Below are 20149 nucleotides of genomic sequence, written 5' to 3'. Positions count from 1 at the left end.
AGTGAGTACTGAGCACCGACCTATTCGTAACTGAACTCTTGAATCGTGAACTGGTGAATCGGTGAGGTGAAGCGCTGATGAGCACCACCCGGCCCTACTCGCCGGGCGACCGCGGCCCGGAGCCCAGCGGCGCTTCCGGGGCGTCCGAGGGGGGCGTGCCAGGGGCGGGGGCGTCCCAAGGGGGCGCGGCCGTGTCGTCGGGGACGCGTCAGGTCCGCAGGCTGTCGTTCGACGGCGAGAGCGGCGTCGTGCCGCTGGCCCGCGACTTCGCCCGTCAGGCGCTGTACGCGTGGGGCTGGCTGCCGGCCGCGACCGCGGACCGGCGGGCGGCGGCGGAGGACGTACTGCTTGTCGTCTCCGAGCTGGTCACGAACGCGTGCCTGCACGCGGAGGGGCCGGACGAGATGTTCATCACCTGTGACAACAAGGTGATCCGGATCGAGGTCTCGGACCGCGGGACGGGCCAGCCCGCGCCGCGGACGCCGCATCGCGCCGGCCGGCCCGGCGGGCACGGGATGTTCATCGTGCAGCGGCTCTGCCTGGACTGGGGGGTCGTGCGGGCCCCCGGGGTCGCCGGCAAGAAGGTGTGGGCGGAGCTCGGAGCGCCCGCGTAGCGCGCCTCACATCCCCGCACTCCCGATACTCCTCACGTCTTCCCTCCTCATCTCCCCGGGCGTACCTTGACGGCCCGATCTGATGTGCCGTCAGGAATGAGGGGGCGACGATGTCCACCGTGTCGTACCGGAAACGAACCGCGGCGCTCGTGTCCGCCGCGGCCCTGGCCGGCTCCGCCGTGCTGCTCGCCGCCCCGACCGCCCATGCCGAGGCCGTCGACGTCAACTACCGGTGCAGGACGCCGATCGGTGACAAGAGCGCGATCTCCCCGATCGACATCAAAGGCGTCGAGAGCGGCTCCGGCTACAAGATCACCATGTCCTGGCAGAAGGGCGTCTCCTCCAGCCCGGTCGAACTCGGCAAGGGCGCGATGAACTGTTGCTGCTCGCGCCGCCGCATGCCGCCGTGGCCGCCGGTGGGCCGGACGTGAGGCTGTCGAAGTCGCAGGCCGGAACCGGCGGTTCGGTCACCGTGACCGGCAGCGGGTGGCGGGAGCGGGCGCTGCTGATGATCCTGATCTGCGGGCAGTCCGTGCCGTCCCGGGGCGTGATCGGCGGCACCAACTCCTGTGCCAACGCGGACGACGGTGCAGCTCACCGCGCCGGCGACGGCGAAGGTGGGCGACGAGGTGGAGGTGGTCCGGAAGTTCGTGCAGGCCGCCTCCAAGAACCCCGGCCTCGTGGATCTGCCGGCGAACTCGGTGCAGCCGAGCGGCACCCTCAAGGCGGCCGGCGCCCAGGTCGCGGACATCGCGATGCGGGGGCCGCGGGAGAACCCGCCGATCCCCAGGGGCGGCGCCATGGTGCTGACCGACATGAAGGGCACGCTGACACTGACGACGCCGGGCGCGGTGACGCTCACACCCGGCGCGTACGCCATCAACGCCATGTCGACGGACACGAAGTGCGCTCCGCAGGAGGCCGTGCGGGCGGCGGCGACCATCAACGTCACGCCGGGCGACGGCGGCTCGGGAACGGGAAGCCCCACGCCCGGCCCCACGGGAAGCGGCTCCCCGTCGCCCACCTCCGCACCGACCGGCAGCCCGGCCCCCTCCGGCACTCCCGCGCCCACGGCGAGCGGGCAGACCGACTTCACCGGCAAGGTGGTCCAGGTCCCCTAGCGGTGCAAGACGCCGATCGGTGACAAGGAGGCCACCTCGCCGGTGCAGATCGACGCCCGCAGGAACGGCGGGAGCTTCGATCTCACCGTGCGGTTCAAGAAGTCGGTGATGGACAGCCCCGCCGAGATCCCCGAGGACTCGGTCAAGCCGTCGATGGAGGTGGCGCTGGGCGGCGCCGACACGGGCACGGTCCATGTCGGGGGACCCACCAACACCGAGGCGATCAAGGCGGGCGAGCCGATCGGGATCCCGGATCTCACCGGCACCTACAAGCCGGGCGCCAGCGGTGGGTCGACGCTGTCACCGGGCGTGCTGACCATCGAGGCCCTCGGGACGACGACGACGTGCACGCCGGCGAGGACCGAGGTCTCCCTCAGCCTGGACACCACCCAGCAGCCGGGCGGCGCCGCGGGCGGCTAGTCCTCGGGCGGCTCGTCGTCCGGCGGCTCCGGCTCGGGCGGTTCGTCCTCGGGCGGCGGCCTCGCCGAGACCGGATCCGGCGACCACGCCACCCTCAAGGCACTCGCCCTGGTGGCCGGCACGGCGGTCCTGCTGGGCGGCGCGGTCTTCACCTTCCTGCCCCGCAGGTCCTGAGCAACGACGAGGGCCACCGCGTCCGGCGAGGATGCGGTGGCCCTGCGAACCGTCCGGGCGTGCGTCAGTGCACGTCGCCCATGAGTTCCTTGACGCGCTTGCGGTACATGAAGACCGCCACACCGGCGAGGACCGCGAGGGCGGCCTCCGCGGCCACGACGCCCGTCTTGTTCAGGTCGACGCCGTAGGTGGAGAGCAGACCGGTGACGGCGTCGCCCGCGGTGACCGCGAGGAACCAGACACCCATCATCTGCGAGGCGTACTTCGCCGGTGCCATCTTCGTGGTCACGGACAGGCCCACCGGGGACAGCATCAGCTCACCGGCCGTCTGGCAGAAGTAGATCAGCACGATCCACCACGGCGAGACCTTGCCGCCGTCGGACGCCGTCAGGGGCAGCAGGAAGACGAAGAACGAGATGCCGACCAGTACCAGGCCGCCCGCGAACTTGGCGATCGTGCTCGGCTCCTTGCGGCTGCGGGCCAGCGCCAGCCACACCGTGGCGAACACCGGGGCCAGCGCCATCACCAGCACCGGGTTGACCGACTGGAACCAGGAGACCGGGAACTCCCAGCCGAGGACCTGGTTGTCGACGTGCTCGTCCGCGAAGATCGACAGGGTCGAGCCGCCCTGGTCGTAGATCATCCAGAACACGGCCGCGGCGACGAAGAACCAGATGTAGCCGGAGACGCGGGACTGCTCGGCGCCGGTGAGGTCCTTGTCGCGCTTGATCCGTGCCAGGACGGTGATCGGGACGACCAGACCGATGATCATCAGCGGGACCATCACCCAGTTCAGGGTGTAGTGGCCGGTGCCCACCACGATGGCGTAGAACACCACCGCGATCAGCAGCCAGATCATGGACTTGCGCAGCGTGGCGTTGCGCTCGTCCGTGCTCAGCGGCTTGGGGACGACGCTGGAGCGGTCCGACAGGTGACGGCTGCCGATCAGGAACTGGACCAGGCCCAGCGCCATGCCGAGCGCGGCGAGCGCGAATCCGAGGTGCCAGTTCACGTTCTGGCCCACGGTGCCGATGATCAGCGGGGCGGCGAAGGCACCCAGGTTGATGCCCATGTAGAAGACCGTGAAGCCGCCGTCGCGGCGCGGGTCGTTCGGGCCGTCGTACAGATGGCCGACCATCGTGGAGATGTTGGACTTCAGCAGGCCCGAGCCGATGGCCACGAGCAGCAGACCGAAGTAGAAGGTGCCCGAGGTCGGAAGCGCCAGGACCAGGTGACCGGCCATGATGACCGCTCCCGCGACCGCGACCGTCTTGCGCGGGCCCCAGACCCGGTCGCCGAACCAGCCGCCGGGCATGGCGAGCAGGTACACCGTCGAGACGTAGACGGAATAGATCGCGATCGCCGTACCGGCGTCCAGGCCGAGCCCGGCGGGGGCGACCAGGTAGAGGGGAAGCAGTGCCCTCATGCCGTAGTAGGAGAACCGCTCCCACATCTCGGTCATGAAGAGAGTGGCCAGTCCGCGGGGGTGGCCGAAGAAGGTCTTCTCGGAACCCGGGGTTCCCGGGGAGGCCGAGTCCTTCGTCAGGCTGGACGCCATGGTCGATCCTTGCTGGTCGGGACGCGCTCAGACAGCGATGCGCGCCCGGTGGGGGACGGCCGGCACCGGCGGGTCGGTCGTCCACCCCACGCCCAAGGGAGTCCGCTCCGGATCACGGAGCGGTGGACGACGCCCACCGGGATCCACGCCTCGCGTGCCTGGAAGTGCGCGCGCGGCCCGGCCACAGGTCATTCCTTCGAGGCCGGCCGGGGCCGGCCCGCACACAAAAGAGACCTCTGGCGACATGAAGTCCGCCAAAGGTCCCCGCGGTGCTACAGGCGTTCAATCACCATACGACAGGACACTGCCGGAAATGGAAGGACCTGAGGCAGGGATCACAGGTGTCGCCGGAACCACAGTCGCCCTTTCGAAGGTCCTTGCCAGAATCTCACGCTACAGAAGCAGGTTCGTACCAAAGCACGACAGGGCAAGGACATGGGCCTCGTCATCGCCCCCGGCCCAGGCCACGGGCGGACTACCATCAGCTCATGACCCGTGTACTGCTCGCCGAGGACGACGCGTCCATCTCGGAGCCGCTGGCGCGCGCACTGCGCCGGGAGGGTTACGAGGTCGAGGTGCGTGAGGACGGACCCACCGCGCTCGACGCGGGCATCCAGGGCGGCGTCGACCTGGTCGTGCTGGACCTCGGGCTGCCCGGCATGGACGGCCTGGAGGTGGCCCGCAGACTGCGCGCCGAAGGCCACACCGTGCCCATCCTGATCCTCACGGCACGCGCCGACGAGGTGGACACCGTCGTCGGTCTCGACGCCGGCGCCGACGACTACGTCACCAAGCCGTTCCGCCTCGCCGAGCTGCTCGCCCGGGTCAGGGCCCTGCTGCGCCGCGGTGCCGCCGAGCCCCAGCAGCCGCCCGCCACGCACGGGGTGCGGATCGACGTCGAGTCGCACCGCGCCTGGATGGGCGACGAGGAGCTCCAGCTCACCGCCAAGGAGTTCGACCTGCTGCGCGTCCTGGTGCGGGACGCCGGCCGGGTCGTCACCCGCGACCAGCTGATGCGCGAGGTCTGGGACACCACCTGGTGGTCGTCCACCAAGACCCTCGACATGCACATCTCCTGGCTGCGCAAGAAGCTGGGCGACGACGCGGCGAACCCCCGCTACATCGCGACCGTCCGCGGCGTCGGCTTCCGCTTCGAGAAGAGCTAGTCCCGCGCCGCCCCCCGGGGTGAGCCGCGGGTGATACACGGGTAAGAGGGACATGCGCCGCCGACTGATCCAGTCCACGCTCGCCGTGGTGCTCGTCGTGATCGCCGTCTTCGGCGTCTCCCTCGTCGTGGTGGAGACCCGGACGATCAGCAACAGCGCCCAGGAACGGGTCGAGTCCGAGGCGGTACGGCTGACCGGCATCGTCGACAGCCGGATCCTCGGCCATGAGCAGATCACCTCCGAGATCCTCGTCGACCAGGTCGGCGACGAGCGGTACGCCGTCGTCCACATCCCCGGCCAGCCGCCGATCGAGATCGGCGAGAAGCCCTCCGGCGACGTCATCGAGTCGACCCGGCAGGGCGAGCAGGGCGAGACGGTCACCGTCCAGGAGCCGCGCTCCGCGGTGACCCGGGAGGTCGGCCGCACCCTGCTGATGATCGGGGCGGTCGCGCTGCTGGCCGTCATCGCCGCGGTGCTGCTCGCCCTGCGGCAGGCCAACCGGCTCGCCTCGCCGCTCACGGACCTCGCGGAGACCGCCGAACGCCTGGGCTCCGGCGACCCCCGTCCCCGCCGCAAGCGGTACGGCGTACCCGAGCTGGACCGCGTCGCCGACGTCCTGGACGCCTCCGCCGAACGCATCGCCCGGATGCTCACCGCCGAGCGGCGCCTCGCCGCCGACGCCTCCCATCAGCTGCGCACCCCGCTCACCGCGCTGTCCATGCGGCTGGAGGAGATCACCCTCACCGACGACCCGGCCACCGTGAAGGAGGAGGCCACCATCGCGCTCGCGCAGGTGGAACGCCTCACGGACGTCGTCGAACGGCTGCTCACCAACAGCCGTGACCCCCGGACCGGCTCCGCGGTCACCTTCGATCTGGACGAGGTGATCCAGCAGCAGCTCGCCGAGTGGCGCCCGGCCTACCGCAGTGCGGGCCGTGCGATCGTCAGCTCCGGCAAGCGGCATCTGGAGGCGGTGGGCACCCCGGGCGCGGTCGCGCAGGTGCTGGCGGCGCTGATCGAGAACTCCCTGATGCACGGGGGCGGCACGGTCGCCCTGCGGACCCGGGTCACCGGCAACCAGGCGGTCATCGAGGTCACCGACGAGGGCACCGGCGTGCCGGCCGACCTCGGCGCCCGCATCTTCGAGCGCGCGATCAGCGGCCGCAACTCCACCGGCATCGGCCTGGCCGTCGCCCGCGACCTGGCGGAGGCCGACGGGGGGCGCCTGGAGATGCTCCAGGCCCATCCGCCGGTCTTCGGGCTGTTCCTGTCGCGTACGCCGGTCGCGAAGGCGTCGGACCAGGACCGGACGGTCCGCTGAGGCGAGGACCGGGGCCCGAGGAACCAGGGGACCGGGGCTCCCGGCCCCGGTGTCACACCCGGGCCCGCTGCGGCGGCCGGACCGGCTCGGAGGCCCCCAGGAACGATTCCGCGTTCGCCACGGCCTCGCGGGCGGGCAGCGCCCGGAACACCCAGCTGCGGTAGGACCAGAAGCGGAAGAGCGTCGCGACACCGATGCCGAGGAACTTGAAGATGTTGCTCTGCAGCGGGCTGTCCCAGCCGAAGCCGTAGGTGGCCGCGTACAGCACGCCGTTCTCGATCACCAGGCCGACCGCGCTGAACAGCAGGAACAGCGTCAGTTCCCGCGTACGGCCGCTCTTGTCGCGGTCGCGGTAGGCGAAGTAGCGAAAGCCCAGGTAGTTGAAGGCGATCGCCACCACCGTCGCGATCACGCTGGCACGCACCACCTGGAGCTCGGTCACATGCCGTACCAGGTTGAACACGAGGAGGTTGACGAGGAGACCCGCACCGCCCACAGCCCCGAACCTGGCGACCTCCCGTACGAGCCTGCGCAGCCCTGCGGAACCACGTCCCATGGTCGTACAGGCCCCCAGTCGGTCGCTTCGGTCAACTCCGCCATGCTAACCACCGCCTTCCCGTGATCGCCTGTGTATGTCCTCACGTCCGGCCCGGCGAAGAGGCGGAATCCGGCCGACCTGGCGTGGCCGTTACCCTGGGTGCGTGACGTTCCCGGTAGTCGGCATGGTCGGCGGGGGCCAGCTCGCGCGTATGACACACGAAGCGGGCATCCCGTTGGGCATCAGGTTCAAGCTCCTCAGTGACACCCCGCAGGATTCCGCGGCGCAGGTGGTCGGCGATGTGGTCGTCGGCGACTATCGCGACCTGGACACGCTGCGTGACTTCGCGCGCGGGTGCGACGTGATCACGTTCGATCACGAGCACGTGCCCACCGAGCATCTACGGGCCCTGGAGGCGGACGGCATCCCCGTGCGCCCCGGCCCCGACGCTCTCGTGCACGCCCAGGACAAGGGTGTGATGCGCGCGAAGCTCGACGCGATCGGCGTGCCGTGCCCGCGCCACCGCATCGTGAGCGACCCGCAGGACGTCGCCGCGTTCGCGGCCGAGGGTGACGGGTTCCCCGTCGTCCTCAAGACCGTCCGCGGTGGCTACGACGGCAAGGGCGTGTGGGTCGTGCGATCCGCCGAGGAGGCCGCCGAGCCGTTCCGCGCCGGCGTGCCCGTCCTCGCCGAGGAGAAGGTCGACTTCGTCCGGGAGCTCGCGGCGAACGTCGTCCGCTCCCCGCACGGCCAGGCCGTGGCGTACCCGGTGGTCGAGTCCCAGCAGGTCGACGGCGTCTGCGACACGGTGATCGCGCCCGCCCCCGGCCTCGACGAGGCGCTCGCCCTGCGCGCCGAGGAGATGGCGCTGACCATCGCCAAGGAACTCGGTGTCGTCGGCCACCTCGCCGTCGAGCTGTTCCAGACCCGCGACGGGAACATCCTGGTCAACGAACTGGCGATGCGCCCGCACAACTCCGGCCACTGGTCGATGGACGGCGCCGTCACCTCCCAGTTCGCCAACCACGTCCGTGCCGTTCTCGACCTCCCGCTCGGCGACCCGCGCCCGCGCGCGAAGTGGACGGTCATGGTCAACGTGCTCGGCGGCGACTACCCCGACATGTACTCCGCGTACCTGCACTGCATGGCCCGCGACCCCAAGCTGAAGATCCACATGTACGGCAAGGACGTGAAGCCCGGCCGCAAGGTCGGACACGTCAACACCTACGGCGACGACCTCGACGACGTGCTGGAGCGCGCCCGTCACGCTGCCGGCTACCTGAGAGGCACGATCACCGAATGAGCCCCGTTGTTGGCATCGTCATGGGGTCGGACTCCGACTGGCCCGTCATGGAGGCCGCCGCCAAGGCGCTCGACGAGTTCGAGATCGCCTACGAGGTCGACGTCGTCTCCGCGCACCGGATGCCGCGCGAGATGGTCACCTACGGCGAGCAGGCCGCGGACCGGGGACTCAAGGTGATCATCGCCGGGGCGGGCGGTGCCGCGCATCTGCCGGGCATGCTCGCCTCCGTGACCCCGCTGCCGGTGATCGGCGTCCCCGTGCCGCTGAAGTACCTGGACGGCATGGACAGCCTGCTCTCCATCGTGCAGATGCCGGCCGGCGTGCCGGTCGCCACGGTCTCGGTCGCGGGGGCCCGCAACGCCGGGCTGCTCGCGGCACGCATCCTCGCCGCCCACGACGAGGAACTGCTCGGCCGGATGCGGGACTTCCAGCAGGAGCTGAACGACCAGGCCACCGAGAAGGGCAAGCGGCTGCGCGCCAAGGCCGACGGCGCGGGCAACGGCTTCGGCTTCGGCAACTGACGCAACGACACGGGAACGGCGATGACGACACTGGACGAGGCCCGGGAACTGCTGCGCGAGTTCCCGGTGGCCGACGGGCACAACGACCTTCCCTGGGCGCTGCGCGAGCAGGTCCGCTACGACCTCGACGCCCGGGACATCGCCGCTCCCCAGGGCGCCCATCTGCACACCGACCTGCCGCGGCTGCGCGAGGGCGGGGTCGGGGCGCAGTTCTGGTCGGTGTACGTCCGCTCGGATCTGCCCGGCGCCGTGCCCGCGACGCTGGAACAGATCGACTGCGTACGGCAGTTGCTCGCCCGGTACCCCAAGGTGCTGGCACCCGCCCTGACGGCCGGTGACATGGAGACGGCGCGCGCGGAGGGCCGGATCGCCTCCCTCATGGGTGCCGAAGGCGGCCACTCCATCGCCGACTCCCTCGCGACGCTGCGGTCGTTGTACGCGCTCGGCGTCCGGTATCTGACCCTCACCCACAACGACAACGTGGCCTGGGCGGACTCCGCGACCGACGCGCCCGGGGTCGGCGGCCTGTCCGCCTTCGGCCGTGAGGTGGTGCGGGAGATGAACCGCGAGGGCATGCTGGTCGACCTCTCGCACGTGGCCGCGACGACCATGCGGGACGCGCTCGACACCACCGCCGCGCCGGTGATCTTCTCGCACTCCTCCGCGCGTGCCGTCTGCGACCATCCGCGCAACATCCCCGACGACGTGCTGGAGCGCCTGCCCGCCAACGGGGGCGTCGCCATGGTGACGTTCGTGCCGAAGTTCGTGCTCCAGGCCGCCGTCGACTGGACGGCCGAGGCCGACGAGAACATGCGCGCGCACGGCTTCCACCACCTCGACACCACGGCCGAGGCCATGCAGGTGCACCGGGCCTTCGAGGAGCGCCACCCGCGCCCCGTCGCGACCGTGGCGACCGTCGCCGACCACCTCGACCACATGCGCGAAGTGGCCGGCGTCGACCACCTGGGCATCGGCGGCGACTACGACGGCACCGCGTTCACCCCCCAGGGCCTGGACGACGTCTCCGGCTACCCGAACCTCGTCGCCGAACTCCTGGACCGCGGCTGGTCCAAGTCCGACCTGGCCAAGCTGACCTGGCGCAACGCGGTACGGGTCCTGGGCGCGGCGGAAGACGTCTCCCGCGACCTCCAGGCCACGCGCGGGCCGTCCAACGCGACGATCGAGTCGCTGGACGGCTGACGACGGGGTGCCGGGGCTGGCGCGGCGGCCGGGCTCCTGCCGCGGTCTTCCGGGGCCGGGCTGCGCCAGGCGCCGGGCGGCGGAGCGGGCTCGCCGGTGCGAAGGCGTCGGCCGGTTCGGCGGGGCCGGGCTGTTGCCGGGGGCCGGCACGGTCCCGGGGCTGACGTCCGGGTGAGCCGGCGTTCGGTGACGGCTCGTCCGGGGGCGGGCTCGGCGGGCCGCGCCGGGTGCCGGCGTTCGGTGACGCCGGGCCTTCGCACGACGCCGCGGCCGGCTCCTTCCGGCTGGGCAGGGCCGGCATCGCCCCACTCGTCGGCGGGCTGCGCCGGGTGGGGCATGCGGTGTTGCGGGGGCTCGGCGGTCCGGCCCCTCGGGCCGCTTCGCCGCCTCCCCCGAACGCCCCGCTCACCAGGAGCCCTCCGGTGGCCCGTGCGACGGTGACCGTAAGCGATCGCACGCCCACGTACGGAGCCCGCCATGGCCGATCTCCACAACGACCTGCAGACCACCGCGGAGGTCGGCGAGCTCGACGCCCTGTCCCTGGACCCCCCGTTCCCGCCGGAGCCGTACACCCGCGCCGACGACCCCGACGCCGAGCTCCTCGACCGGGCCCACGCCCTGCTCGCCGCCCATCCCGTCGCCGACGGCTACAGCGGGCTGCCCTGGGCACTGCGGCATCTGCCCTGGTACGACCTGGAGCTGGGGGAGATCGCCGTCGACACGGATGTGCCGCGGATGCGGCAGGGCCACGTCGGCGCGCTGCTCTGCTCGCTGCACCTCCCGGACGGACTGGCCGCCGACCGGGCCGTCGCCGCGACCCTGGAGCAGCTGGACCTGGTCCGCACGGTCATCGCCCACCATCCCGAGGGCCTGCGGCTGGCCCGCACCGCGGGGCAGGTGCTCGACGCCCGCAACTGCGGACGCACCGCCGTGCTGCTCGGCCCGGCCACCGCCGCCGCGCTCGACGACTCCGTGAGCCTCCTGCGCGTCCTGCACACCCTCGGCCTGCGCATCCTCACCCTCACCGGCACCTCCTGGGCCAGCGAGGCCGGGCTGACCCGGTTCGGCGAGGAAGTCGTCCGCGAGATGAACCGCCTGGGTGTGCTCGCCGACCTCTCCGGCGCCTCCGAGGGGACCATCGAACGCGTCCTGGCCGCCTCCAAGGCGCCCGTCCTGTGCACCCGCTCCGCCGCCCGCGCCCTGCGCCCCCACCCCGCCAACCTCCCCGACGCCCTGCTCGCAGCGCTGGGCAGGGCGAAGGGGCTGTGCCTGGTGCCGCTGACGGCGGAACAGACCGGGCCGACGGTCCGTGACGTCGCCGACCACCTCGACCACGTCCGCACGGTCGCCGGTCCCGGCAGTGTGGGCCTCTCCGGCACCTACGACGCCGGATGTGCCCATCCGCAGGAGCTGACCGACGCCTCCTGCTATCCGCACCTCGTCGCCGAGCTACTGCGACGCGGCTGGCCGGAGACCGACCTGGCGCTGCTGACCTGGGGAAATCTTCAGCGGGTCCTGCGCACGGCCGACTTCACCGCCCGGGCGGCGCAGGAGCGGCGCGAGCCGTCGACGGCACGGATCGCGGAGCTGGATGCCTGAGCGGGCGACGAAGGGGCTGCCGGTGTCAGGGAAGCGCGTCACGGACCTGCCGGTGTCAGGCGTCCTCGATCCGGCAGAGGCAGAACGGATGCCCCGCCGGGTCGGCGTAGACCCGGAAGTCCTTGGGGTCACCTTCCGGCTCAGCAGGCGCAAAGGCAGAACGGGTGCCCAGCGGGGTCCGCGTACACACGCCACGTGCGTGAGCGGTCCCCGGCGTCCAGCACCCGGGCGCCCAGCGCCAGCACGCCCGCCTCGGCCGCGTCCAGGTCCCCGACCGTGAGGTCCAGATGGAACTGCTGGGAGCCCTCGGCGGACGGCCACTTCGGCGGTACGAATCCGGGGGCCGCCTGGAAGGCCAGTTGCTGACCGCCGGGGACCTTGAGGTCCACCCACTCCCCGTCGCCCTCGACGGTGCCGCCGAGCAGCCCGGCGTAGAAGCCGGCCAGTGCGCGGGGGTCGGGGCAGTCCAGGACGACGACGCCGAGCTGTGCGAGAGCCATGACAACTCCTAGGGGTTACCCATGAGCGGGTCCAACCGGTAACGGTTACCCCATGGTGGCCCACGGGCGGTAACGTCGCAAGCATGAGTGAGAGATTGCCCGCGCCCGGTGGCCTCGCGCTGGTGGAGGCCCTGGTCAACACGGTCGACCTGGAGTCGGGCCGCGACGCGCTCGACTCGGCCGAGGGCCGGGCCCCGTTCGGGACAGGGGAGCGGGACCTCAGGGACGTACGCGAACTGCGCGAGTCCCTGCGCGCCGCCTGCCTCGCGCACGCCGGGCACCCCCCGCACCGTGCGGTGACACCGCTGGGCGAACTGCTGGCGCGGGCGCCGCTGTACGTCGCGGTCGACGAGCGGGACGGCTCCGCGCACCTCGCGCCGGTCGACGGGGAACCGCTGCTGTCACGGATCGCGGCGGCGGTGGCGCAGGCGCTGACCGAAGGCACCTGGCAGCGGCTGAAGGCCTGCGAAATGCCCGGCTGCCACTGGGCGTACTACGACCGCAGCCCGGCCGGCCGCGGCCGCTGGTGCTCGATGTCGGTGTGCGGAGCGCGGGCGAAGATGCGGCGGTACCGGGCGAAGGGAGCCTGAGGGGCGGGCCGGTGGTGCAGAATGCGTGAAGACGCCGGTTCGGCCGACTGAGCCTCGGCCGAACCGGCGTCGCCCGTCGCCCGTCGTCCGGCTTCAGGCGGCCGGGCGGCCCATCGCGCGGTACGTCCAGCCCGCCCGCCGCCACAGCTCGGGATCGAGGGCGTTGCGGCCGTCCAGGATGACGCGCGACTTCACGCTCTCGCCCAGCGCCGCCGGGTCCAGCTCGCGGAACTCGCGCCACTCGGTCAGGTGCAGCACCACGTCGGCACCCCGCACCGCCGCCTCGGCCGAGCCGGCGTACCCCAGCGTCGGGAACAGCCGCCGGGCGTTGGCCATGCCCTTCGGGTCGTAGACCGTCACCTGGCCGCCCTGGAGGTGGATCTGCCCTGCCACGTTCAGCGCGGGCGAGTCGCGCACGTCGTCGGAGTCGGGCTTGAACGCGGCGCCGAGCACGGCCACCCGCCTGCCCAGGAAGGACCCGCCGCCGAGCGCCTCCCGCGCCATCTCCACCATCTGCCCGCGCCGCCGCATGTTGATCGAGTCGATCTCGCGCAGGAAGGTCAGCGCCTGGTCGGCCCCGAGCTCACCGGCGCGCGCCATGAACGCCCGGATGTCCTTCGGCAGACAGCCGCCGCCGAAGCCGATACCGGCCCGCAGGAACTTGCTTCCGATGCGGTCGTCGTACCCGATGGCCTCCGCCAGCCGCAGCACGTCGCCGCCCGCCGCCTCGCAGACCTCCGCCATCGCGTTGATGAAGGAGATCTTGGTGGCGAGGAAGGAGTTCGCGGAGGTCTTCACGAGCTCCGCGGTCGGGAAGTCGGTCACCACGAAGGGCGAGCCGTCGGCGACCGGCGTGGCGTAGACCTCGCGCAGCAGCTTCTCGGCCCGGTCGCCGCGCACACCGACCACGATCCGGTCCGGGTGCAGGGTGTCCTCGACGGCGAAGCCCTCGCGCAGGAACTCCGGGTTCCAGGCCAGCTCGGCGTCCGCGCCGGCGGGGGCGTGCTCGGCGAGGTAGGCGGCCAGGCGGTCGGCGGAGCCGACGGGCACGGTCGACTTGCCGACGACCAGGGCGGGGCCGGTCAGATGCGGGGCGAGGGAGGCGAAGGCGGAGTCGACGTAGCTCATGTCGCAGGCGTACTCGCCGTGCTTCTGCGGGGTGTTCACGCAGACGAAGTGGACGTCGCCGAACGCCGCCACCTCGGCGTAGTCCGTGGTGAACCGCAGCCGCCCGCTGGACCCCTCGATCCCGGCGACGTGCTTGCGCAGCAGCTCCTCCAGGCCCGGCTCGTACATCGGGACCTCGCCGCGGCGGAGCATCTCGATCTTCTCCGGGACGACGTCGAGCCCCAGCACCTCGAACCCGAGCTCGGCCATCGCCGCGGCGTGGGTGGCGCCGAGGTAACCGGTACCGATCACGGTGATCTTGAGGGCCATGGGGACTCCACTGGGTAGCGTCGGTAGTGCGGGGCCGAGCATAACCGGCGACCTTGACGGGCAACTTTCCCGCTGTCGTCAAGCTCACGTACCCCTGGCGTGAGCCGGACCCCTAAAATTTGGGTTACTTAACGGTAATTAGCGCCAGCAGCATCACAGCGTCTTCCTTGGAGCGTGAGAGACCTTGGCCGGATCGGCTGACTTCGACCTGTACCGCCCGTCCGAGGAGCACGAGATGCTCCGCGACACCGTTCGCGCCCTGGCCGAGGCGAAGATCGCGCCGTTCGCCGCCGCGGTGGACGAGGACGCCCGCTTCCCGCAGGAGGCGCTGGACGCGCTGGTGGCGAACGACCTGCACGCGGTCCACGTACCCGAGTCCTACGGTGGCGCCGGCGCGGACGCCCTGGCCACCGTGATCGTCATCGAGGAGGTGGCGCGCGCCTGCGCCTCGTCCTCCCTGATCCCCGCGGTGAACAAGCTGGGCTCGATGCCGGTCATCCTGTCCGGCTCCGAGGAGCTGAAGAAGCGGTACATGACCCCGCTCGCCAAGGGCGACGGCATGTTCTCGTACTGCCTCTCCGAGCCCGAGGCGGGATCCGACGCGGCCGGCATGAAGACGCGCGCCGTGCGCGACGGCGACCACTACGTGCTGAACGGCGTGAAGCGCTGGATCACCAACGCGGGCGTCTCCGAGTACTACACGGTGATGGCCGTGACGGACCCGGAGAAGCGCTCCAAGGGCATCTCCGCGTTCGTCGTCGAGAAGTCGGACGAGGGCGTCTCCTTCGGCGCCCCCGAGAAGAAGCTCGGCATCAAGGGCTCCCCGACCCGCGAGGTCTACCTCGACAACGTCCGCATCCCCGCCGACCGCATGATCGGCGACGAGGGCACCGGTTTCGCCACGGCGATGAAGACCCTGGACCACACCCGCATCACCATCGCCGCCCAGGCCCTCGGCATCGCCCAGGGCGCCCTCGACTACGCCAAGGGCTACGTCCAGGAGCGCAGGCAGTTCGGCAAGCCGATCGCCGACTTCCAGGGCATCCAGTTCATGCTCGCCGACATGGCCATGAAGATCTCGGCCGCCCGGGCCCTGACCTACCAGGCCGCCGCCGCCTCCGAGCGCGGCGACGCCGACCTCACCTACCAGGGCGCCGCCGCCAAGTGCTTCGCGTCCGACGTGGCCATGGAGGTCACCACGGACGCCGTCCAGCTCCTCGGCGGCTACGGCTACACCCGTGACTACCCGGTGGAGCGCATGATGCGCGACGCCAAGATCACGCAGATTTATGAGGGTACGAACCAGGTTCAGCGGATCGTGATGGCGAGGAACCTGCCGTAGTCCCCGCTTCCGGCCGCGACGTCGGCCGTTCGGCGTATCGGCACACAGGCCCCCGGAGCGAATCCGGGGGCTTGTGTCGCTTCGCAGGGCCCTTGTCGCGATCTGATGCCGTCGCATTCGTAGCGAATTGTGGCTGTTCGCCCGATGGCGCGCGAGGTCCGGGAGGCGTACGACGGAAGGGCACGGGGTCCCACGAGGACCCCTCCCGCCCCCACCCGTCCCAGGAGGAGCCATGACCCAGCCCGGAACCATGACGGCGATGAGCAAGGCGATGCAGGACTGCGTCGACGCGTGCATGTCCTGCCACTCGGTGTGCGAGGAGACCATGAGCTCCTGCATGCAGAAGGGCGGTCAGGCGCAGATGCAGATCATGCGCGCGCTGATCGACTGCTCCGAGATGACCCGCATGTGCGCCGACATGATGATGCGCCGCTCACCGCTGTCGGCCGAGATGTGCGCGATGTGCGCCAAGGCCTGCGACATGTGTGCCGAGGCATGTATGTCCATGCCGGACGACGAGCAGATGATGCGCTGCGCCGAGTCCTGTCGCCGCTGCGCCGAGATGTGCCGCGCGATGGCGTAGGCCCTCGTGGACGGGCCCGGCGCCGGCTCAGAGCAGCGGCGTCAGGGCCCGTTCCAGGTCGGTGGGCCGCCGGAAGTGCACGGTGGTCATGCCGAGCGCGGCCGCCGTCTCCACGTTCTCGAGGGTGTCGTCCACGAAGAGGCAGCGGTCGAGCGGTACGCCCGCCAGATCGGCGGCGATGCGGTAGATCCGCGGGTCCGGCTTGACCAGCCCGACGCGCGCGCTGCTCACGACGTGGTCGGCGAGGTCGGACAGGCCGAGTGCCTCCAGGTCGGCCTCCAGGGTCACGGAGGCGTTGCTGACCAGGACCAGCGGCATCAGGGTCCGCGCCCGGCGCAGCAGCGACACCACGGTCCCGTCGGCGTGGGAGGGCGCTCCGGCGAGGGCGCGGGCGAGGTCGTACGCCACCGGCTCGGGCGCGAGCCCGTCGAAGCCGGCCACGATCGCCTCCACCCACTCGTCCATGTCGATCCGGCCCAGCATCAGCGGCAGGTCGGTCTCCGGCGCGAACGCCACCTTCATCGTGATGCCCTCGGCCAGCCCGGCGGCCCGCTCGATCGCGGTCACGCGGGAGGAGTCGTAGAACCGGATCACGTTGTCGACGTCGCACAGCACCGCGTCGAAGGGCCGCCGGCTTCGGGGGTCAGTCACCGGAGACGGTCACCTTCTCGTCGTTCTTCAGCTGTTCGACGAGCGTCTTCACCTTCTCCTTGTCCCACAGCAGGTTGCCGCCGGAGCTGCCCGCGAGCGGCATGTTCATCGACTTGCCGTCGCCGCCGCTGACGCCCTTCATCGCCCAGAACATGTCGGCCAGGCCGAACAGGCTCATGTCCTTGTCGACGACGAGGGAGTCCAGTCCCGCGCCCATGGTCGGGTACAGCTTGAAGGGGTTGAGGACCGTGCCCGGCGTGGCCACCTGGCTGGCGAGCGCGGAGAGGAACTTCTGCTGGTTCTTGGTGCGGTCCAGGTCGGAGCCGGCCAGCGCGTAGCGGGTGCGGACGAACGCGAGGGCCTGCTGGCCGTCGAGGACCTGCTTGCCCTTCTTGAGGTCCGCGCCGGACTTGGAGTCCTTGATGTCCTGCGGGATGTCCATCTCGACGCCGCCGACCGCGTCCACGATGTTCGCGAAACCGGCGAAACCGATCTCGACGTAGTGGTCGATGCGCAGCCCGGTGTTGAACTCGACGGTGCGGACCAGCAGTTCGGGCCCGTCCTCGGCGTAGGCGGCGTTCAGCTTCACGTGCCGGCCGGTGCCCTGGTAGGTCTTGCCGGACTCGGATCCGACGAACGTCGGGATCTCCACGTCCGAGTCGCGCGGCAGCGAGATCAGCGTGGGGGCGCCGCCGCCGGTGTGCAGGATCATCATCGAGTCGGTGCGCTTGCCCTCGGCGGAACCGGTGTGCAGGTTCTTCTTCTGCTCGTCGGTCATGCCCGCACGGCTGTCGGAGCCGACGATGAGGTAGTTCGTGCCCTCACCCGCCTCGGGCCGGTCGATCACCTTCGAGAGGTCGACCTCGCGGTTGAGCTTGGAGTCGGCCCAGAAGTACGTGCCGACGAGTGTGACGACCAGCACGGTGACCAGCGTGATCGATGTCACCTTGATGCGGCGCCGCCAGTCCGGCGCGGGCCGCGGCGCGCCGCCGCCGTAGCCGTCACCGTGTCCGCCGTGTCCGCCGGGGCCCCGGCCGCCCGGACCGCCGTAGACCTGGCCCGTGTTGTAGCCGCTGTCGTAACCGTCGTACCCCTGCCCGTCGACGTACGACGGCTGCTGCGGGACCCCGTACTGGGGAGCCGGCCGGCCGCCGGGCGGTGCCGCCGGGCCGCGCCGGACCTGGCGCATCACGCGGGCGCTCTCAGGCTGCGCGCCTGCGCTGCCGCGTCCGTACCGGTTGCCGCGGTCGTCGTCGGACCATCCCTGGGGCCAGTCATTCATGGGCCCAGTGTGCAGGGCAGGGATGTGTGCCTTACAAGGTTCGGCGGAAAATCACAGCGGTGCTGTTGCCAAGCTGACACAAATTCCGCGGTCCCGGCCTCGGCATAAGGTGGAGCCCATGACAGACCAGGCCAGTGCCCCGGAGCCGGAGACCCCGGACGCTCCGGACATAGCGGGTAAGCCCACCTCGGCGTCCCGGACCACTCTCAGCCACATCATGACCAACAGCGACACCAACCTGCTGGGCACGGTGCACGGCGGTGTGATCATGAAACTCGTGGACGACGCGGCGGGCGCGGTGGCCGGCCGGCACAGCGGCGGTCCCGCCGTCACCGCGTCCATGGACGAGATGGCCTTCCTGGAGCCGGTCCGCGTCGGCGACCTGGTCCACGTCAAGGCCCAGGTCAACTGGACCGGCCGGACCTCGATGGAGGTCGGGGTCCGCGTCCTGGCCGAGCGCTGGAACGAGTCCGCCCCGCCCACCCAGGTGGGCTCCGCCTACCTCGTGTTCGCCGCCGTCGACGCCGACGGCAAGCCCCGCCGGGTGCCGCCGATGCTGCCGGAGACGGAGCGCGACAAGCGCCGCTGCCAGGAGGCCCAGATCCGCCGCACCCACCGGCTGGCACGCCGCCGGGCCATCATGGAGCTGCGGGCGAAGCGGGCGGCTGACGGCATCGAGGACTGACGGGGCAGCGGCGGCGGCGTGCCCCGGGAACTGTTGCCGTCCTACGAGCACTTCACCTCGTCCCCCCGCACCACCCCGAACTCCCCCTCGCGCACATCCGCCGCCTTCACCTTCCGCACCTGCCGGTAGTCCGACCCGACGATCACCTTGAGCGTCGCCCCCTGCCCCTTGACCGGCCGCAGTTCGCTGCCGGGCAGCGCCGCCGCCAGGGACTTCGCGGAGCGATCCCAGCGCGGGTCGTAGGCGATCACCGTCCGGCGTACGGACTGGATCGTGGAGTTCGTGGGACGGCGGGTGGTGCTGAAGCCCGTCGCCGCGAGCGCCGCGTCCGCGCGGCGGGCGAGGCCCGGGGTCTGTGTGCCGTTCTCCACCTGGACGCGGATCTGCTGGGGGGCGACGTCGACGCGCACCGAGGTGTCCCTGGGCCGGTTGGTGGCCAGCGGCTTGTCGTCGCGCAGGGCCGTGAAGAGGCGGCCGGACTTCACCGGGTCCCACTTCAGCGTCGAACCGATGCCCTTCACGGCGTATCCCATCCGTCCGATGGGGACGGTCGTGAACTCCGAGGAGGAGGGCGAGAAGTTGCGCATCGCCCGGCCCAGGTCGAGCAGTTCGTCGGTGCCGAACCCCTTGTCCGCGCGCACCGAGCCCAGCACGGCCCGGGTCACGTCCCGGAACTTCATCGGGTTCAGCAGCACCCCGGAGGACGTCGACTGGTCGATCAGCCCGGCCAGGAAGTTCTGCTGGCGCTGCATCCGGCCGAGGTCGGAGGCCCCGTCGACGTGCCGGGCGCGAACGTACTGCAGGGCCTCGCCGCCCGAGAGCCGGTGCGTGCCCGCGGGGAGGTTCAGGCCGGTGTGGGAGTCCTTCAGCGGGCGGGCGGTGCAGACCTTCACGCCGCCGAGGACGTCCACGGTCCGCATGAAGCTGGCGAAGTCGATCTCCAGATAGTGGTCGATCTTCAGCCGGGTCATGTTCTCGACCGTCCGTACGGTCAGCTGCGGCCCGCCCTCCGCGTAGGCCGCGTTCAGCTTCACCGGATGCGCCGCGTGCGGTTTGCCGCTGTTGCGGTCGGTGTGCGCGGGCAGTTCGGCGTAGGAGTCGCGCGGCAGGCTCACCACGCTGGCCCGTTCCCGGTCCTCCGAGATGTGCACGATCATGATCGTGTCGGTGCAGTGGCAGGGCGCTCCGCCGAGGCGGTACCTGCGCCGCTCCGCCTCGGAGATCTTGTCCCGGCCGTCGGTGCCGACCAGCAGCACGTTCATCCCGTGCCCGGCGCGCGGCCGGTTCTTCATGTCCTTGAACGGGTCGATCCGCGTGATGCCCGCGTCCAGGCTGGAGACCACCGCGTGCCCGATCCCGGCCGAGGCGAGAATCACCACCGACAGCGTGGTCACCGCCCGCATGGCCCAACGCGGCTTCCTGCGCCGCACGGGGGGACGCACCGCACGGCGCGGCTGAGGGCGGTGCTGCGGACGGGCGGGGGACCGAGGCGGCGAGGCGGGCATGGGAAACCTCCGCTGGAGCGGGCGCTACGGCCGTACGTG

18 protein-coding genes and 3 pseudogenes are annotated in these 20149 nt (G+C 71.2%); 14 read left to right on the top strand and 7 right to left on the bottom strand.

From position 1 onward, the window contains the following. The first annotated feature begins 77 nt into the window (after positions 1–77). The 4 genes and pseudogenes from ACGF8A_RS18325 to ACGF8A_RS18310 all read left to right on the top strand — a co-directional run. Positions 78–614, top strand: coding sequence for an ATP-binding protein (locus ACGF8A_RS18325; protein ID WP_393109285.1), 537 nt, complete (start codon positions 78–80; stop codon positions 612–614). 119 nt (positions 615–733) lie between these two features. Beyond that, positions 734–991 (top strand): annotated as a pseudogene (locus tag ACGF8A_RS18320) (peptidase); the annotation flags it as partial. Next, positions 991–1242: pseudogene (locus ACGF8A_RS18315) on the top strand (hypothetical protein); the annotation flags it as partial. The pseudogenes ACGF8A_RS18320 and ACGF8A_RS18315, both read left to right, overlap by 1 nt. After that, positions 1181–2329: pseudogene (locus tag ACGF8A_RS18310) on the top strand (hypothetical protein); the annotation flags it as partial. The pseudogenes ACGF8A_RS18315 and ACGF8A_RS18310, both read left to right, overlap by 62 nt. 64 nt (positions 2330–2393) lie before the next feature. On the opposite strand, the gene ACGF8A_RS18305 reads toward ACGF8A_RS18310, so the two are convergent. Beyond that, entirely contained in the window at positions 2394–3887 is a 1494-nt protein-coding gene (locus ACGF8A_RS18305; protein WP_393109283.1) for an oligopeptide:H+ symporter, read from the bottom strand. A gap of 488 nt (positions 3888–4375) precedes the next feature. On the opposite strand from ACGF8A_RS18305, the gene ACGF8A_RS18300 reads away from it, so the two are divergent. Both ACGF8A_RS18300 and ACGF8A_RS18295 read left to right on the top strand, forming a co-directional pair. Then, positions 4376–5053, top strand: coding sequence for a response regulator transcription factor (locus ACGF8A_RS18300; RefSeq protein ID WP_141311399.1), 678 nt, complete (start codon positions 4376–4378; stop codon positions 5051–5053). A gap of 52 nt (positions 5054–5105) precedes the next feature. Next, positions 5106–6374 (top strand): ATP-binding protein, encoded by a 1269-nt coding sequence (locus tag ACGF8A_RS18295; protein ID WP_393109281.1) that lies wholly within the window; start codon positions 5106–5108, stop codon positions 6372–6374. 52 nt (positions 6375–6426) lie between these two features. Here ACGF8A_RS18295 and ACGF8A_RS18290 read toward each other — a convergent pair whose 3' ends face one another. After that, complete coding sequence (locus ACGF8A_RS18290; protein ID WP_393109279.1) at positions 6427–6930, bottom strand: GtrA family protein; 504 nt, start codon at positions 6928–6930, stop codon at positions 6427–6429. A gap of 145 nt (positions 6931–7075) precedes the next feature. Here ACGF8A_RS18290 and ACGF8A_RS18285 point away from each other — a divergent pair, with 145 nt between their 5' ends. From ACGF8A_RS18285 to ACGF8A_RS18270, 4 genes are all read left to right on the top strand, one after another. After that, positions 7076–8215, top strand: coding sequence for a 5-(carboxyamino)imidazole ribonucleotide synthase (locus ACGF8A_RS18285; protein WP_393109277.1), 1140 nt, complete (start codon positions 7076–7078; stop codon positions 8213–8215). Further along, a complete protein-coding gene (gene purE / locus ACGF8A_RS18280) occupies positions 8212–8736 on the top strand; it encodes a 5-(carboxyamino)imidazole ribonucleotide mutase (RefSeq protein WP_393109275.1) in 525 nt (174 codons plus the stop codon). Before ACGF8A_RS18285 ends, purE begins: the two co-directional genes overlap by 4 nt. A 21-nt stretch (positions 8737–8757) precedes the next feature. Next, entirely contained in the window at positions 8758–9936 is a 1179-nt protein-coding gene (locus ACGF8A_RS18275; RefSeq protein WP_393109273.1) for a dipeptidase, read from the top strand. Between the two features lie 477 nt (positions 9937–10413). Continuing rightward, positions 10414–11535 (top strand): dipeptidase, encoded by a 1122-nt coding sequence (locus ACGF8A_RS18270; protein WP_393109271.1) that lies wholly within the window; start codon positions 10414–10416, stop codon positions 11533–11535. Positions 11536–11675: 140 nt separating this feature from the next. Here the strand turns inward: ACGF8A_RS18270 and ACGF8A_RS18265 are convergent, their stop codons facing one another. Beyond that, positions 11676–12035, bottom strand: coding sequence for a VOC family protein (locus ACGF8A_RS18265; RefSeq protein ID WP_393109269.1), 360 nt, complete (start codon positions 12033–12035; stop codon positions 11676–11678). Between the two features lie 83 nt (positions 12036–12118). Here ACGF8A_RS18265 and ACGF8A_RS18260 point away from each other — a divergent pair, with 83 nt between their 5' ends. After that, the gene (locus ACGF8A_RS18260) at positions 12119–12625 is read left to right on the top strand and encodes a CGNR zinc finger domain-containing protein (RefSeq protein WP_393109267.1); all 507 of its coding nucleotides are present in this window, start codon (positions 12119–12121) and stop codon (positions 12623–12625) included. Between the two features lie 93 nt (positions 12626–12718). Here the strand turns inward: ACGF8A_RS18260 and ACGF8A_RS18255 are convergent, their stop codons facing one another. Next, a complete protein-coding gene (locus ACGF8A_RS18255; protein ID WP_393109265.1) occupies positions 12719–14062 on the bottom strand; it encodes a UDP-glucose dehydrogenase family protein in 1344 nt (447 codons plus the stop codon). 184 nt (positions 14063–14246) lie between these two features. On the opposite strand from ACGF8A_RS18255, the gene ACGF8A_RS18250 reads away from it, so the two are divergent. Next, positions 14247–15404: an acyl-CoA dehydrogenase gene (locus ACGF8A_RS18250; protein WP_393109263.1), complete on the top strand. Its 1158-nt coding sequence runs from the start codon at positions 14247–14249 to the stop codon at positions 15402–15404. A 232-nt stretch (positions 15405–15636) separates the two neighbouring features. After that, positions 15637–15987 carry a four-helix bundle copper-binding protein gene (locus ACGF8A_RS18245; protein ID WP_393109261.1) on the top strand — a complete coding sequence of 117 codons (351 nt, stop codon included), beginning with the start codon at positions 15637–15639 and terminating at the stop codon, positions 15985–15987. Positions 15988–16014: 27 nt separating this feature from the next. Here ACGF8A_RS18245 and ACGF8A_RS18240 read toward each other — a convergent pair whose 3' ends face one another. Beyond that, entirely contained in the window at positions 16015–16638 is a 624-nt protein-coding gene (locus ACGF8A_RS18240; RefSeq protein ID WP_393109259.1) for an HAD family hydrolase, read from the bottom strand. Beyond that, complete coding sequence (locus tag ACGF8A_RS18235; RefSeq protein WP_393109257.1) at positions 16631–17920, bottom strand: LCP family protein; 1290 nt, start codon at positions 17918–17920, stop codon at positions 16631–16633. Before ACGF8A_RS18235 ends, ACGF8A_RS18240 begins: the two co-directional genes overlap by 8 nt. A gap of 118 nt (positions 17921–18038) precedes the next feature. On the opposite strand from ACGF8A_RS18235, the gene ACGF8A_RS18230 reads away from it, so the two are divergent. Further along, positions 18039–18605 carry an acyl-CoA thioesterase gene (locus tag ACGF8A_RS18230; protein ID WP_393109255.1) on the top strand — a complete coding sequence of 189 codons (567 nt, stop codon included), beginning with the start codon at positions 18039–18041 and terminating at the stop codon, positions 18603–18605. Positions 18606–18646: 41 nt separating this feature from the next. On the opposite strand, the gene ACGF8A_RS18225 is transcribed toward ACGF8A_RS18230, so the two are convergent. After that, positions 18647–20110, bottom strand: a complete 1464-nt coding sequence (locus tag ACGF8A_RS18225) for an LCP family protein (protein WP_393109253.1) — start codon at positions 20108–20110, stop codon at positions 18647–18649. Positions 20111–20149 lie beyond the last annotated feature (39 nt).

Source organism: Streptomyces sp. NPDC047706 (assembly GCF_043204795.1).
Lineage (GTDB): Bacteria > Actinomycetota > Actinomycetes > Streptomycetales > Streptomycetaceae > Streptomyces.
Note: the sequence above shows the minus strand (reverse complement) of the source record. Positions and strands in the feature narration are given on the sequence as shown.

Excerpts from the sequence above, each read along its gene's own strand:
- ACGF8A_RS18325 (WP_393109285.1), top strand. The coding sequence starts at position 78 with ATGAGCACCACCCGGCCCTACTCGCCGGGCGACCGCGGCCCGGAGCCC.
- ACGF8A_RS18305 (WP_393109283.1), bottom strand. The coding sequence starts at position 3,887 with ATGGCGTCCAGCCTGACGAAGGACTCGGCCTCCCCGGGAACCCCGGGT.
- ACGF8A_RS18300 (WP_141311399.1), top strand. The coding sequence starts at position 4,376 with ATGACCCGTGTACTGCTCGCCGAGGACGACGCGTCCATCTCGGAGCCG.
- ACGF8A_RS18295 (WP_393109281.1), top strand. The coding sequence starts at position 5,106 with ATGCGCCGCCGACTGATCCAGTCCACGCTCGCCGTGGTGCTCGTCGTG.
- ACGF8A_RS18290 (WP_393109279.1), bottom strand. The coding sequence starts at position 6,930 with ATGGGACGTGGTTCCGCAGGGCTGCGCAGGCTCGTACGGGAGGTCGCC.
- purE (WP_393109275.1), top strand. The coding sequence starts at position 8,212 with ATGAGCCCCGTTGTTGGCATCGTCATGGGGTCGGACTCCGACTGGCCC.
- ACGF8A_RS18275 (WP_393109273.1), top strand. The coding sequence starts at position 8,758 with ATGACGACACTGGACGAGGCCCGGGAACTGCTGCGCGAGTTCCCGGTG.
- ACGF8A_RS18270 (WP_393109271.1), top strand. The coding sequence starts at position 10,414 with ATGGCCGATCTCCACAACGACCTGCAGACCACCGCGGAGGTCGGCGAG.
- ACGF8A_RS18265 (WP_393109269.1), bottom strand. The coding sequence starts at position 12,035 with ATGGCTCTCGCACAGCTCGGCGTCGTCGTCCTGGACTGCCCCGACCCC.
- ACGF8A_RS18260 (WP_393109267.1), top strand. The coding sequence starts at position 12,119 with ATGAGTGAGAGATTGCCCGCGCCCGGTGGCCTCGCGCTGGTGGAGGCC.
- ACGF8A_RS18255 (WP_393109265.1), bottom strand. The coding sequence starts at position 14,062 with ATGGCCCTCAAGATCACCGTGATCGGTACCGGTTACCTCGGCGCCACC.
- ACGF8A_RS18245 (WP_393109261.1), top strand. The coding sequence starts at position 15,637 with ATGACCCAGCCCGGAACCATGACGGCGATGAGCAAGGCGATGCAGGAC.
- ACGF8A_RS18235 (WP_393109257.1), bottom strand. The coding sequence starts at position 17,920 with ATGAATGACTGGCCCCAGGGATGGTCCGACGACGACCGCGGCAACCGG.
- ACGF8A_RS18230 (WP_393109255.1), top strand. The coding sequence starts at position 18,039 with ATGACAGACCAGGCCAGTGCCCCGGAGCCGGAGACCCCGGACGCTCCG.
- ACGF8A_RS18225 (WP_393109253.1), bottom strand. The coding sequence starts at position 20,110 with ATGCCCGCCTCGCCGCCTCGGTCCCCCGCCCGTCCGCAGCACCGCCCT.